Genomic DNA, 14,004 nt, shown 5'->3' on the forward strand with positions numbered 1-14,004 from the left:
GGCCCGGCCCCTCCCCGTTACACCGCAGGACCGGTGCGGACCAGGGTCCGCACCCACCGAAGGCGCACTGCGCAATCGATCAGTACTTCCAGGTCAACGCCAGGCGCGCGGTGCGGCCCGGGGCCGGCATCACGCCCAGCGCCAGCGGATCCAGGTAGTAGCGGTCGGTCAGGTTGTCCACGCCCGCTTCCACGGACAGCTGGTCGTTGAAGCTCCAGCTGGCAAACAGGTCGACCAGGGTGGTCGGCCGGTACAGCTGCTGGATCGCCGACAGGCCGACGTTCCATTCCTTGTCCAGCTTGCTGATCGGGCCGGCGTTGTGCACCACGCGGGTGCCGAAGGTCAGGCGCTCGTCGAACAGGCGCGAACCCAGGGTCAGGTTGACCATGTAGCGCGGCGGGTTCTGCGTGTTGGTGTAGGAGCCTTCGAAGCCACCATCGACGCAGTCCGGCGTGCCGGCCAGCTCCGCGTTCTTGCGCTGTTCGCCATACGCGCGGCGCTCGGCGGCAATGTCCGGCGCACAGGTCTTGGCCTTGAAGTAGTAGTGCGCGGACAGATCGGCAAACAGCTTGCCGCTGTCATAGCTGGACTGGAACTCCATGCCCGATACCTTGAACCGGTCGACGTTGCGGATCAGGCCGGCCGACAGCGTGCGGTAGTCGCGGGTGATCAGGTCGTCGATGCGGGTATCGAAGTAGGCCAGCTTCAGCGCCAGGCGGTCGCCGGCGGTGAACAGGTCGTAGCGGATGGTGCTGGCACCGATTTCCCAGCTGCGCGCACGCTCCGGCTTCAGTTCACCCACCGGCTTGGCAGCAGTGAACAGGCCCAGCGTGGTCTCGAACAGGCTTGGCAGCTTGGTGCCTTCGGCGTACTTCACGTAGACCATGGTGTCTTCGCTGAAGCGGTAGGCCACGCTGGCAGTCGGCGAGAACGCACTGTCGCGGCGGCGGATCGGCTGCGACCAGCTCCAGCTGACCGGCACTTCCAGGTCCTGCGCCTTGCCCGCGTCGTAGAAGTTCCAGCCACCGATGTCGGCCACCGTGCCCTTCTTGTACGGCGAGGCCAGCAGCGATTCCTGGGTGAAGTTGCCGTTGGCATCTGGATACCAGTTCAGCAGCGCGATGCGCTTGGCCCGCCACGACGGCAGCGCCGGGTTGCCGTTGAGCAGCTCGGTGTAGCGGTACTGGCCCTGCACCTCGTAGGCGTCGGGCGTGGCCAGGCGGTTGCGGTCATGCACATCCACGCGGTTCCAGCGGCCACCGGCCAGCAGCTCCCAATGCTCGTCGGGCTGCCACTTCAGCGACGCCACTGCGCTGTATTCCTTGCGCTCGGCATTGCGCAGGAAGCGGTTGTTGACCAGATCGTCGTGCATGACCGGCCCGGAGCTGCCCGGCGCGATGTCTTCATCGCTGTAGGACAGGCCGTAGTCGAGCGTGAACGCACCCGCCTGCGTATCGAACCTCGAGGTGTTGCTGGCGTCCAGGCCGAAGCGCTTCTGCCGCAGCGGATTGCGGTAGGCATCCTTGTAGCCGGGGTCGCCACTGAAGCTGGGCGCGTCATACCACTCGGTGCGGCGGTCGAAATACCACGGCGTGATGCCGGTCAGGCTGTTGTACATCACGCTGTCGGTATCGGTGTACGTGGCATTGACGCGCAGGTCGACCAGCTCGCTGTCCGGATTGAAGCGGTAGCGCAGGGTGTAGCTGTCCATGTCGACGTGGCCCGGATCCCACTGCGGGATGCGGTCACGATCAACGCGGATGATCTGCGAGGCCATGATCTCGCCGGCGGTGCCTTCGTAACGGCGGTAGCCCGCCTCAAGCGTCTGCGCGTCGTCGATGCGCCAGGTGCCCTTGAGCAGCGCCGACTTCGAGCGCGAGGAGGTGTTGAACACCTCGGTACGCGGCGGATTCAGCGGTGCCAGCGTGCGCCGGGTCTGCGGGAAGTCATCGTAGCCATGCTTGCCCGAGAAGTAGTTGCCCGTATCGCGGTAGGCGTAGGCGGCGACCAGGTCGAAGCGATCCCAATGGCCGGCGGCGGCGACGTTGAAGAACTGGTTGCCGGTAGCGCTGCGGTCGGTGCGCGGCGCAGCACTGTACGCCGGCAGGTTGTTGGCGCTGGCATTGGCCAGGCCACCACGCACGCGCACGCCGAAATCGCGGCCTTCGCGCAACACGTCACCGATCTTCAGCGTCTCCATCTCGACCACGCCGCCGATGCCGCCAGAGGCGTTGGCCTGCAGGCTGGGGCCCTTGGTGATGGTCAGGCTGGAGATCAGGTCCGGGTCCAGGTAGGTGCGCTGCGACTGGCCTGCATAGCCACGGTAGGTGTCGATGCTGGACTGGCCGCCGTCGATGATCACCGGCACGCGGCCCTGGCCCTGGATGCCGCGGATGTTGACGTCGAAGCCGTTGCCGACGCGCGGATCGCCGGCGGTGACACCGGCCACGCCCTTGACGATGTCGCCGTTGGATGTGCCGCGGAAGCGCTCCAGGTGCGTGCGGTTGAGCGTGGTGGTGGAGCCGACGCTGCGGTAGCTGTCGAGCAGGCGGGCTTCGTCGCTGGTCGCGCCGGCATCGACACGGTCGCCGGCCACGCTCAGCGTGTCGGTGACGATCACGCCATCGCCGGCCTGCGCCGGCGTCGCTGCTTCCAGCGTGACTGCATCGGCGCTGACCCGGCGTACCGCCAGGCCACTGCCCTGCAACAGCCGCTGCAGCGCGTCGTTGGCCGACAGGCTGCCGTTGACCGCACGCGAGGTCACGCCCTGGGCCAGCGTCGCCGGATAGACGACCTGGATGCCGGACTGGCGCATGTAGCTGCGCAGCGCTTCGTCCAGCGGCAGCGCCGGAATGTCGAAGCGCTGCACGGCGGCATGATCGCCGCGGGCGCTCTGCGCCAGCACGGACGGCGCGGCGCTGGCCAGGCCTGCGGCCAGCAATGCGATGCACAGGCGGGACGGGCGCAGCACGCGGCCCGGACGATGGGAGTCGAACATGGGGGAACCTGTCAGGTAATCAGTGCCGCGGGCGCGGCGTCATCCGCAACACAGGCGGACACGGCGACGTACGTGGCGGCGGCGGGTACGTTCGCGGAGTAAGACGGATGGGAGCGCGACGACCCCAAGGGAGATTTGCGGAAGATGACGGGTGAATGCATCGACGCATGGCGTGGATCTACTGGACGATGGCAACACCGAAGGGAAGACGGGTCACCTGCAGGCCGGCCGTTGCAGCCAGCGCATCCAGTGCCTGTTCCGGGCGATCGATGCGCAGCGCTGCACTCACCGCCGGCAGCCGCGAAAGGTCACCGCGCACGAAGGTAGGCCCGGCACGATAACGTCCCACCCATTGCACGGCATCGGCGACGCTGGCCTGCTCCAGCAGCAGTTCGCCCTGGCGCCACGCGCCTACGCTGTCCGCCGCCACGTCTCCCAGGCGGGCCACGCCACTGTGCTCGCCATAGACTGCGCGCTGGCCCACCTGCAGGTAGGTCCAGCCACCGTCGGCCGGGCTGGCCACCCGCACCCTGCCCTGCCCGACCTGGGTTTCCACCTGGCCATCGCCGCGCGCGACGGTGAACGCGGTCGAGATGTCCTCGACCACGCCATTGCCCGCACGCACACTGAAACGCCGCTCTGCATCAGGCGTGACGTCGAACCAGGCGCGTCCGCGCAGCAGTTCGACCTGGCGTGCATGCGCGTCGAAGTGCACGGCGATCGCGCTGTCCGCATCCAGCACTGCACGGCTGCCGTCGGGCAGTTGCACGTCCTGCACCACGTGCGTGCTGCGATGATCGGCCTGCAGGCGCAGCCAGGCTTCCGGCCAGGCCACCAGCATCGCCAGTGCGGCCGCGGCAGCCATCGCCCAGCGCAGTCGCCGCGGCCGCGGCCGCTGCACCGGCCTGGCCTGCGGACGCGGCCCGATGCTGCGCCACAGCGCGCGCTCGTGTTCGAAAGCCCGGCGGTGCCCCGGCTGGGCCAGCCAGCGTTCGAACTCGTGCATCCGCGCCTCGCCGACGTCGCCCGACGCCAGCCACGCGATCCAGCCCCGGGCCTGTTCGGCCAGGGCATCGTCATTGGCGGCGGGCAGCATGTTCGGCGGGCTCATCGGCTGGCGGACAGGCGCATTCAAGCGCGGGCAGGGGAACTAGACCGCATCCACGGTCCAGTGATCAAGACGTTCCAGCGGGGAGCACCCCCAAGCCTGGACGATCATCGACCGCTGCGCGCCCAGGCCAGGCGTTGCAGCGCAGTGCGTACATGGTTCTCGACGGTGGTGACCGACACGCCGAGGCGGCGCGCGATCTCGGCCTGGGTCAGGCCCTGCAGGCGGTTGAGCCGGAAGATGCTGCGCGTCGGTTCCGGCAGGTGGCCTGCCGCATCCAGCACGCGCTGCAGTTCGTCCTGCGCCATGGCCTGCTCCTCGGTCGAGATCACCTCGTCCGGCCCCCACAGATAGTGGTCCGCCAGCAGGCGGTTGCGGCGGGTCGATTCACGACCGTGGTCGGTGGCCAGGTTGGCGGCCAGCCGGTACAGGTAGGCGCGCGGGTTGTCGATGGCCTGGCTGTCGTCGACCCCACGCGCCTTGAACCACACCGCCTGGATCACGTCCTCGGCGCCGCCGTCGCTCCCCAGGATGCGTTGGACGCGGCGCAGCAGCGCTGACCGCTCGCGGATCAGCAGTTCGGTGAGGGTGGCGGCATTGGAGGACATGCGCGGAGCCGGTACCACGGACAAGAAGGCGTCGCGCATGCTACTCCGTTAATGCGAATCAGTCACGTTTGCATTCCTGGCGACTCTCACAGGCAGTCGGTCAGCCCGTCGTAGACACTCGTACGGGTTCGAGGCAGCAAGGCATGCAGCGCGTCATGTCCGGATCCAGCGCCCCATACCTCCAACAGTTCGTCCAGCCGGGTTCCTGCAGCCAGAGGCACCGCGCAGGCATAGCGGCCGACATCGGCATCGATCTGCCCGGTCTGCCGGACCCAGGTCGAGCTTCCCGAAAAGGTCCAGATGCAGCCGGCGACCACGCCGGTGGATTGTTGTACCGAGCAGCGCAGGCGCATCGCCCTGAGGTTGTAATACTCCCCCTCGCAGAAGGTATCGCCACAGACGTCGTCAAAGCCGCGCACCAGCTGACGCTCGGCGGCGAGGAAACGCGCGTGGCCGGCGCCCGGTGCGGGGTAGTCACGAGCATCCACGTAGAACGGACTGGCCTGCACGGCCCCCGCCATCAACAGCGCGCAGGCCAGCCATCGTGCCTTGAACCCGCCCATCAGCCGTCCCTCCGCGCATTCCGGATGCAGTCGGGCAGCACGTCGAACAGGCCGTGATCGAGCCCGGGCAGGGAGGCCGCCAGGCCACCCGGTGCGTCCAGCGCGGCATGGAAAGCCTCAACCGGCACCCCCGGATGCAACTCCACCGGACAGACCCAGCGGCCATTGTCGACGCGAATCTCGCCACTGTCGGCCTGTACCGCCAGCTCACTGGCGGCAATGACCCAGGCACATCGCTGCACGGTGCCGCGATGGGCCAGTACGGCACAACGAAACTCCAGTACCTGGTAATTGCTGTACTGCCCTTCACACCAGGTATCGGCGCAGCGCGCGTCGAACTCCCTCGTCAGCGCCGCCTCCAGGCCATAGGCGCGCTCCCAGTTGGCCTCCGGTCGCGGATAGTCGATCAGATCGACGTGCAGGCCTCGGGCAGGCGCCGGCAGGGACACCAGCAGCAGCACGACGGCGGTGAATCGGGCACACCAGGACATGGGCAGCACTCCTCGGAGATGGGGGGCCAGCCTGCGCCGCCCGCGCCGGGTTCCCCATCAGCCAAACCCCGGGCGGTCCGTAAGGACGCCCCGCGCGGTGCCGTGGGCTGCCCTCCCCTGCACAGCGCCCGGCAAAGGCATAAAATGGTCAGCTATCCGTCTACACCCCCACCTGGAGCACACCATGGGTCTGGAACTCGTCTCGCCCGGCAAGAACCCGCCGGAAGAAATCAACGTCATCATCGAGATCCCGAAGGACTCGGAGCCGGTGAAGTACGAAGTGGACAAGGAAACCGGCGCGATCTTCGTCGACCGCATCCTGTCCACCCCGATGCGCTACCCGTGCAACTACGGCTACGTGCCGAGCACCCTGTGCGGTGATGGCGACCCGGCCGACGTGCTGGTGGTGCTGCCGCTGCCGCTGGTGCCGGGCTCGGTGGTGCGCTGCCGTCCGGTCGGCGTGCTGAAGATGAGCGATGAGGCAGGCAGCGACGAGAAGATCCTGGCCGTGCCGGTCTCGAAGATCTTCAGCGGCTACGCCCACGTTGAAGACATCGCCCAGGTGTCCAGCCACTGGCTGGAGCGCATCGGCCACTTCTTCGAGCACTACAAGGACCTGGAAAAGGGCAAGTGGGTCAAGCTCGACGGCTGGGGCGGCGCTGCCGAGGCCAAGCAGATCCTGATCGAGGCGCACCAGCGCCACCTCGACAGCAAGGCCTGAGCCTGAACCGGATCGCTCCGGCATGCCCTGCCGGAGCGATGCGGGTCACGTTTCAAGACGACGGCACATCACTCTTGCTGTCGTATTAGGTAAATTGCGTCACTTCACACGTCGTCGACATCCATCGTCGAGACAGCCAGGGGAATGTGTCGTGCGTATTCTGCTTGTTGGGGATGCAGCCAGCCTGCCGGCCGAGCTGACCGAATTCATTGCCGATCTTGGGGAAGACTGGCAGCCGTTGACCGCCGCCGATGGCCAGACCGCGATGACCGCGGTGGCCACGCAAGGCGTGGATGCGGTGATCGTCTGCCCGCAGCTGCCGGACCTCAATGCCACCACGCTGCTGGGCCAGATCCGGACCCTGCGCCCGGAAACCATCCGCATCGCGCTGGTGGATGCCCTGCATGGCAACCGGCCGCCGCCGGCGCGCCTGATCGGTGTCGCCCATCGCTTCCTGCCGTTGCCGTTGGCGCCGGAAGTGCTGCTGGAAGCGCTGACCAGCCTGGAAGAGCTGCGCGAGGTGCTGGACAGCCCACGCCTGCGCGATGCCATCGGCCGCATCGAGAAGCTGCCATCGCCGCCGCACCTGTACCTGAGCCTGACCCAGGCGTTGGAGCACGACGACGATGCCGACAGCGCTGACGTCGCCAAGCTGGTCGCCGCCGATCCGGCCATCGCCGCCAAGGTGCTGCAGTTGTCGAACTCGGCGTTCTTCAGCCAGGGCCGCACCATCTCCGACCTGCGCACCGCGGTGACCCGGCTGGGCCTGGCCACGCTGCGCGACCTGGTGCTGGCCAGCGAAGTGTTCTCGGCGCCGACGCTGTCGACCGCCGAACGCAATTCGCTGCAGCAGCGCGCCCTGCTCGCCTCGCGGCTGGCCGCACGCCTGCTGCCCGAATCCAGCGCCGAACTGGGCGCGACCGCCGCCCTGCTGGCCGACATCGGCCTGTTGCTGCCCGGTGTGCGCAACGAACGTTCCGAGCCATCGCTGGCGGGCGACACGCGTCCCGGCCACGCCGAGGCGGGCGCCTACCTGCTGGGCCTGTGGGGCCTGCCGATGCCGATCATCGAAGCAGTGGCCTTCCACCTGCAGCCGCAGCGCGCCAATACACGCAGCTTCTGGGTGACCGGTGCGGTGCACGTGGCATTGGCACTGGTCAACGGCGATCCGGTGGACGAGGACTACCTGCAGCGCGCGGGCGTGCTCAACAAGCTGCCGCAATGGCGCGAGCATGCCAATGCGTTGATGGGGCTGGTACCCAGCGACGCCTGAACCCGCCACTGCACCCCAGTGGAACTCAAGGGGCGCGCCTGACGGCGCGCCCTTTCCTGCATCAGCGCGCGCCGCAGGCATCCTGCACGCAGTGACGATACTGCAGATCGCACAGCACCTTCGACTTGCCCGCAGCCAGGCATTCCTGGCGAAGCTCCTCGCAGTACAGCCCGCCCCCACAGACGCCACCGGTCTGGGCGAACACCGCACCCACCAATGTTGCATAGATCAGTGCAGCAGCAGACAGTTTGTGCAACAGCGTGCTCTTCATCGCTCTCTCCATGTGCAAGTGTCCGCAAGTGGACCCGTCAACTGTGTTGATTACGACACGGCAGGAACGTGATTTCGCTCACCTTCCAACATGTTTCGGAATTCCCCTACAAATAAAGAGGGCGGGCCTTGCGGCCCGCCCTCCCATTACTGCTGTCGCACTTCGATCGATCAGAAGCGCTGGGTGTACTTCATGTAGTAGAAGCGACCGATATCGAAGCCACCGTAGTAGGAGAAGCTCGAGTTCGGCTGGCTGTACATGACCGGGCCTTCGTGGTTGAACACGTTGTTGGCACCGAGCGAGACAGTGGCCTGCCACGGCAGGTTGTAACGCACCTGCACGTCGTGGAAGGTGTTCGAACCGACCTTTCGGCTCGGCTGGCCCAGGGTATAGGCCGAGGTGAAGTCAGGCAGGTTGCACTCGGTATCGTAGGAGCACGGCTCCTTCATGCCCGAGTAGTAACGCACGCCCCAGTTCACGCCCAGGTTGCCCAGGGTCCAGTCGACATTGAGGTTCGAACGGACGCGGAAGTTGGCACCCCAATCGCCGGTCGCCCAGCTGGTGTGCTGCTCGACCGGGGTTTCGGCCTCGTTGTCACGCTTGTACTCGAGGTAATCGACGTAGGTGGTCTTCCAGTCGATGACGAACTTGCCGAAGGAGAACTCCGGCAGGCGGTACTTGACGCCCAGGTCGTAACCTGCGGTTTCCTGGTAACCACCGTTGATCAGGGTACGGGTGACGTCGACCACCTGGTTGACGGTGCGGCCGTCGGTGCCGCGTTCGAAACGCTCACACGCCGACGCCACGCCCAGCACGTAGCACTGGTTGAGGATCGAGGTCACCGACTCGGCGGCGATCACGTTGTTGATGCGGATCTTCCACCAGTCCAGGCTGACGTCCAGGCCCTGCACGAAGTTCGGGCTGTACACCAGGCCTGCGGTCCAGGTCTTGGAGGTTTCCGGCTTCAGTTCCGGGTTGGAGCCCGACTCGAAGGCGCTGTAGGACTGGGTGCCCGGGCCGGTCGACTGCGCACCGCCGGAGGTGATCTGGCGGAAGTTGGCCGGAACGCCGCCCGCCTGGCAGGCTGCGGCAACCGACGGGTTGCGCGCGGCCGAGCCGAAGCTGCTGTCGCACGGATCGGTGTAGGCGTCGAAGGTCTGCGACGTGCCACCGTACATGTTGGAGATGCTCGGGGCGCGGAAGCCGGTCGAGTAGGTCGCACGCACCAGCAGGTCGTCGATCGGCTTCCACTTCAGGCCGAACTTGCTGTTGATGGTGTCACCGAAGGTGTTGTAGTCCGAGTAGCGGCCGGCCATGTCGAGCGACAGCTCCTTGGCGAACGGCATGTCGGCCAGCACCGGCACGTTCAGTTCGACGTAGAACTCGTCGAGCTTGTAGCTGCCCTTGGTCGGCTTGCCGGCCAGGTCGGTGCTCAGGCCCGACTGCAGCAGCGCATCCGGGTTGTACTCGCCGCTTTCTTCGCGGTGCTCGTAACCGGCCGCGATGGCCAGCTCACCGGCCGGCAGCGAGAACAGCGAGCCACCGATGTTGGCGCTGTAGGCCTTGGTGGTGTTGGTGTAGGTATCGTGGCTCGGCAGGTACAGGTAGGCCTGCAGGGCCGGATCGGCCAGCGAGCCGTTGCCGGTCGAGCCGTACGGTGCCAGCGGGTTCCACGGGGTGCAGCCGGCGATGACGTGGCCCGGGGTGCCGCAACGGGCAACGTCGCCGTCCATGAAGGACGGGCCGACCGCATTCTGCACGTTCGGGATGAACAGGTTGCCGGTGCCGGTCTTCACGCCCTTGTTCTGGTTGTAGACGTAACCCACGTCCCAGTCCCAGAACTTGTCGCCGAACTCGAACGAACCTTCCAGGCCGGCCGAGAAGCGGAAGGTCTCCTGCTCGGATTCGGTCTGACGCGGCACTTCGGAGGTACGACGGATGAATTCCGCGTCCTTGCCCAGCGGGTTGTAGATGCTGTCGGCCGACAGCGGGGTGCCGTAGACCTCGGACTGGTACGGATAGCCGGCGATCTGCTGGGTGGCCGTACGCTTGGTGTACAGCACGTTCGCGGTGGCGCGGATGTTGTCGGTCAGGTCGTAGTTGCCATTGGCGAACACCGAACGACGGGTCAGCTTGTTCTGCAGCCACATTTCCTGGCTGGCATTGGTGTAGTCAGCCGTGCCGAACTCGCGGAAATCGGCCATGGTGTTGCCCGAGCCGTTGTTGCCACGGGTGTACCAGACGTCGTCGTTCGCGTCCTTCGGGGTGCCCATGTCATCAATCAGCACGCCGTGGTTGGACGCCGGCGACCAGCCGTTGGCATCCGAATCGGTCGGGTTCGGGTGGAAGCGACCGTTCGGGTAGCGGCTGAAGGAACGATCCTTCGCCCAGACCGGATCTTCCTTGCTGTACTCGGCACCGAAGGTGATCGAGCCGCGCTCACCGGTCTGGCCGTAGACGAAGTTGTAGACCTGCTTCTCGCCGTCGCCCTGGCCGTACTGGCCGCCGTAGACGCTGGCTTCCAGGCCGTCGAAGTTCTTGCGGGTGATGATGTTGATCACGCCGGCGATGGCGTCGGAGCCGTAGATCGCCGAGGCGCCGTCGGTCAGCACTTCAATGCGCTCGACCACCGAGGTCGGGATGGCAGCCAGGTCGGTGTAGCCGCCGGTGCTGACGCCCATGCGCTTGCCGTCCAGCAGCACCAGGGTGCGCTCCGGGCCCAGGCCGCGCAGGTCGACGTACTGGCCGCCCACTTCTTCGCCCGAGGTCAGGGCGTCGGCACGGCTGATGGCCGGCGAACCGGTCGCCGACAGGTTCTGCACGATATCGCCGACGCTGGTGAAGCCCTGCTTCTCGATGTCGGCGCGCTGCAGCGCGATCACGGGCTGCGCGGTTTCCATGCTCGCCTGGCGGATGCGCGAGCCGGTGACCGAAATGCGGTCCAGGTCGGTCGTGGCCTTCGCTTCCTGGGCGGAAGCAAAGGCCGGCGCCAGCGCCAGCGCGATGCCGGCGGGCAGCAGGCCGAGCCGCACTGCGGGATTACAAACGTTCATCTATCTCTCCAAGGTACGTGTTAGCAGCGTGTTAAAACACCCCAGCACGTTACGATTGCGTTGCGACGCTGTATTTGCGCGACCCAACCAGAGACTTTGCAGAATGTGGCGGCAGAACCCCGCCGTTTTCGCGGAAGCGCGAAGCGGATTGGCCATAGCGGGCGCGGAAGGCGCGGGCGAAGCTGCAGCAGTTGTCGAATCCGCTGGCTGCGGCAACCTCACCCACCATCATGTCGGTGTCACGCAGCAGATCGGCGGCCCGTTCCAGGCGCAACCGTGCCGAAAGCGACTGAGGACTCTCTTCGTAGAGGCTCTGGAAGGTCTTGGAGAGATACCAGCTGGAGAAGTTGGTCAGCTCGGCCAACTCACCGATGCGCACCACGCGATGGCTGTTGCCCTCCAGGTACAGCCTTGCGCGCTGCATGCGCCCGAACACCTGCCGCTTGCGGCTGCGCGAGCGCCCCGGGCAGCGCTGCACGTTCTCGGCCAGGCCCCGCTGCAGGCTTGCCAGATGCAGCAGCAGCGGCCTCAGTGCATGGGCCGGCTGGCCACTGGCCAGCGCATCGCGCCACAGCCGCAGGCCCACCCGGGCGTCGCTGCGGTTCAGGCGGCCACGACCGGCATACAGGCCACAGTCGGCCATCTCGGTCAGCACCCGCAGCGCTTCGATGTTCAGGTTCAGGCCCACGCACAACCCGTTGCGGCCCGCCTGCACCAGCGGCCGGGACTCCTTCTCGAATGCGATCCACTCGCCCTGGCGCAGCCGGAAGCGACCTTCCTTGGCTTCGACCCAGGAACTGCCACGCACCTGCATCCACACCGTGAAGCTGCTTCCCGCCGTCTGCAGGCTACCCAGCCGGGCGACGCCCAGGCAGGTCGGCGTGCCTTCATCGAGGGACTTGTCGAGAGAGACGGTTTGGCCGCGATCGGCCAGCGAGAGTTGACGCATGGGGGCACCACGGATTTGCCTAGTACAGGCCTCCGTTTTGCCCAATCGGGCGGCAGCGCGTCAGGAAAGTCTGCCGAGATCGCCACGAATTCGCGGCGAGAACGGCACGAAAAAATTACGAAGAAAAATTCTTCTTGAAAATCAAAAGCCTGGAGAACGCTGGAAACAGCGTCGGCGCCGGCGGAGGCAGCTGCATGACGCCGATGTCGGCACCATCGCTCACGGCCAGGGCCACGTACAGATCACGACCATCGGCGCTGGCACTGATCCCGTTGCCCGCGCTGAGCCGTTGTGCATCCAGGCAACGCTCCGGGGCCTCGACACCGGCCTCGATGCGGACCAGGGTCGTGCCACACCGGGTGGAGGTTCCCAGGTAGCCGACAGCGCCACTGCCGGCGACCGTCCAGGTGCGATAGCGCCAGCGGCTCGGCCGGTCCTCGCTGATCTGGCGCACGCTGGCCGACGACAGCGCCGGATCGACCGACCAGAGCCCGCCAGCCGCCAGGCGCGTGAACAGCACCCGCCCGCTGCCACGATCGAAACGGGCCTGCGATACCCCCTCGATGCTGGCCAGCCGGCGCCAGGGCTGGGTACTGCGATCGAACAGGCTCAACCGGGTGCGCTGGTCCGCATCGCGTTCAACCACCAGCAGCTGGTCCTCGGTTGCACCGTACAGGGCCTGCAGCGGCTGTTCCGCCGGCACCGGCAGCGCCTGCAGGCGCTCATCACGCGGTGAGATCTCGTAGATCACCGTGCGCCCGTGTTCATCGCGCCCCACCACCAGCAGGTGGCGGCTGTCGGCGGCCCAGTCCGGCGCCTGCCGCCCCTCTGGCCGCAGGCCCTCGATCGGCCGCAACGAGTCCGGCCGCTGCATGTCGGCCCACCACAGGGCGAAACTGCCCGAACGATCAGAGGTGAAGACCAGCTGCCGGCCGTCAGGCGCCGCCATCGGCTGGCCATCGCGGCCACTGGAAGCGAACAGGCGCTGCGCGCTGCCTCCATCGGTCGGCACCTTGAACACACCGAACTGCGCACGCCGGTGAACGAACGCCAGCACCCCGCCATGCCGCGACACCGCGGGCCACTGCGCATCGTCCAAGCCGGCATCACGCAGCGTGCGGCGTTCAACGTCGAGGTAGTACAGGCGCACTTCGCTGTCGACACGCCGCCCGAACACGATGGTGCGGCCATCATCGACCCACGCCCAGCCCCGCTGCTCGGCCGCTTCATTGGTCAGCTGCTCCGGGACGCCGCCACTGGCCGGCATCCGCCACAGGTCGCCCATCTGCGGATTGCGCACGAACACCAGCCACTTGCCGTCCGGCGAGTAGCGCGGCGCATAGTCGAAGTCGTCCGCATCGACGCTGTAGTCCAGGGCATTCCACTGACCACTGGCCAGGTCCAGCACCCGGATGCCGCGATGCGCATACCGCCCGACCATGCTGCCGAACACCAGCCCACGGCCGTCAGGGGTCCAGTCGAAGCTGAGCAGTTCGGTGCCGTCACAGCGCGTTGCCTGGCGCAGCGCGCCGCCCGTAGCGCTGGCAATCAGCACCTGGCAGCCGCCTTCGGCGCTGAACCGTGCAAAGGCGATCTCGCGGCCATCCGGCGACCAGCTGGGAAAACGATCGCTGGCGCCCACCGGGGGAGCGAGCAACTGGCGCGCGGGCGCATTGCCCGAGGTCTGCACCTTGATCGCTCCGCCGCCCCTGCCATCCTCGTTGGCGCCTTCATAGGCAACCTGGGAACCATCGGGGGAGAGTGTTGGATAGGTCTCGAAGCCACTGGTGGCGGTAATCAGCCGGTAGGGCCGCTGCGGGCTGCCGATCACGCGGACACCGTTCTCGACAGCCGCATCCACCGGCGAACTCGCCACCGGGGCCCGGCGCAGCAGCAGCATCGTCAGCACGATCACCGCCGCCAGCATCAACAGGCCTGCCACCAGCAGCACCTTGCGCCGGACCTGGCG

Annotated in this window: 11 protein-coding genes; 2 read left to right on the plus strand and 9 right to left on the minus strand. The window is 66.9% G+C overall.

Annotation, left to right across the window (positions count from 1 at the left end; all coding sequences use genetic code 11):
- Positions 1-79 precede the first annotated feature (79 nt).
- The 5 genes from QRO93_RS16875 to QRO93_RS16895 form a co-directional block, all read right to left on the minus strand.
- A complete protein-coding gene (locus QRO93_RS16875; protein ID WP_180880957.1) occupies positions 80-2,998 on the minus strand; it encodes a TonB-dependent receptor in 2,919 nt (972 codons plus the stop codon).
- A gap of 178 nt (positions 2,999-3,176) precedes the next feature.
- On the minus strand, positions 3,177-4,109 hold the full coding sequence (locus QRO93_RS16880; RefSeq protein WP_180880959.1) for a FecR domain-containing protein: 933 nt from the start codon (positions 4,107-4,109) through the stop codon (positions 3,177-3,179).
- Positions 4,110-4,213: 104 nt separating this feature from the next.
- A complete protein-coding gene (locus tag QRO93_RS16885) occupies positions 4,214-4,714 on the minus strand; it encodes an RNA polymerase sigma factor (protein ID WP_049456982.1) in 501 nt (166 codons plus the stop codon).
- An 86-nt stretch (positions 4,715-4,800) separates the two neighbouring features.
- The gene (locus tag QRO93_RS16890; protein WP_164087625.1) at positions 4,801-5,277 is read right to left on the minus strand and encodes a hypothetical protein; all 477 of its coding nucleotides are present in this window, start codon (positions 5,275-5,277) and stop codon (positions 4,801-4,803) included.
- Positions 5,277-5,768: a hypothetical protein gene (locus QRO93_RS16895; RefSeq protein ID WP_164087626.1), complete on the minus strand. Its 492-nt coding sequence runs from the start codon at positions 5,766-5,768 to the stop codon at positions 5,277-5,279. Before QRO93_RS16895 ends, QRO93_RS16890 begins: the two co-directional genes overlap by 1 nt.
- Before the next feature lie 184 nt (positions 5,769-5,952).
- Here QRO93_RS16895 and ppa point away from each other — a divergent pair, with 184 nt between their 5' ends.
- Together ppa and QRO93_RS16905 are read left to right on the plus strand one after the other, a co-directional pair.
- The gene (gene ppa, locus QRO93_RS16900) at positions 5,953-6,489 is read left to right on the plus strand and encodes an inorganic diphosphatase (protein WP_005410935.1); all 537 of its coding nucleotides are present in this window, start codon (positions 5,953-5,955) and stop codon (positions 6,487-6,489) included.
- Positions 6,490-6,640: 151 nt separating this feature from the next.
- Positions 6,641-7,762 carry an HDOD domain-containing protein gene (locus tag QRO93_RS16905; protein ID WP_164087627.1) on the plus strand — a complete coding sequence of 374 codons (1,122 nt, stop codon included), beginning with the start codon at positions 6,641-6,643 and terminating at the stop codon, positions 7,760-7,762.
- Positions 7,763-7,823: 61 nt separating this feature from the next.
- Here the strand turns inward: QRO93_RS16905 and QRO93_RS16910 are convergent, their stop codons facing one another.
- The 4 genes from QRO93_RS16910 to QRO93_RS16925 form a co-directional block, all read right to left on the minus strand.
- Positions 7,824-8,033 carry a hypothetical protein gene (locus QRO93_RS16910; protein WP_010483987.1) on the minus strand — a complete coding sequence of 70 codons (210 nt, stop codon included), beginning with the start codon at positions 8,031-8,033 and terminating at the stop codon, positions 7,824-7,826.
- 170 nt (positions 8,034-8,203) lie between these two features.
- The gene (locus tag QRO93_RS16915) at positions 8,204-11,086 is read right to left on the minus strand and encodes a TonB-dependent receptor (protein ID WP_053450724.1); all 2,883 of its coding nucleotides are present in this window, start codon (positions 11,084-11,086) and stop codon (positions 8,204-8,206) included.
- Between the two features lie 49 nt (positions 11,087-11,135).
- On the minus strand, positions 11,136-12,035 hold the full coding sequence (locus QRO93_RS16920; protein ID WP_180880961.1) for a helix-turn-helix transcriptional regulator: 900 nt from the start codon (positions 12,033-12,035) through the stop codon (positions 11,136-11,138).
- A gap of 115 nt (positions 12,036-12,150) precedes the next feature.
- On the minus strand, positions 12,151-14,004 hold a 1,854-nt coding region (locus QRO93_RS16925), incomplete at its 5' end, for a transcriptional regulator (protein WP_285304291.1).

This window comes from Stenotrophomonas maltophilia group sp. Smal17 (assembly GCF_030237045.1).
Classification (GTDB): Bacteria; Pseudomonadota; Gammaproteobacteria; order Xanthomonadales; family Xanthomonadaceae; genus Stenotrophomonas; species Stenotrophomonas forensis.

Coding starts and splice junctions, on each gene's coding strand:
- QRO93_RS16890 (WP_164087625.1), bottom strand. CDS start 5,277: ATGGGCGGGTTCAAGGCACGATGGCTGGCCTGCGCGCTGTTGATGGCG.
- QRO93_RS16910 (WP_010483987.1), bottom strand. CDS start 8,033: ATGAAGAGCACGCTGTTGCACAAACTGTCTGCTGCTGCACTGATCTAT.
- QRO93_RS16920 (WP_180880961.1), bottom strand. CDS start 12,035: ATGCGTCAACTCTCGCTGGCCGATCGCGGCCAAACCGTCTCTCTCGAC.
- QRO93_RS16915 (WP_053450724.1), bottom strand. CDS start 11,086: ATGAACGTTTGTAATCCCGCAGTGCGGCTCGGCCTGCTGCCCGCCGGC.
- QRO93_RS16875 (WP_180880957.1), bottom strand. CDS start 2,998: ATGTTCGACTCCCATCGTCCGGGCCGCGTGCTGCGCCCGTCCCGCCTG.
- QRO93_RS16895 (WP_164087626.1), bottom strand. CDS start 5,768: ATGTCCTGGTGTGCCCGATTCACCGCCGTCGTGCTGCTGCTGGTGTCC.
- QRO93_RS16880 (WP_180880959.1), bottom strand. CDS start 4,109: ATGAGCCCGCCGAACATGCTGCCCGCCGCCAATGACGATGCCCTGGCC.
- QRO93_RS16885 (WP_049456982.1), bottom strand. CDS start 4,714: ATGTCCTCCAATGCCGCCACCCTCACCGAACTGCTGATCCGCGAGCGG.
- ppa (WP_005410935.1), top strand. CDS start 5,953: ATGGGTCTGGAACTCGTCTCGCCCGGCAAGAACCCGCCGGAAGAAATC.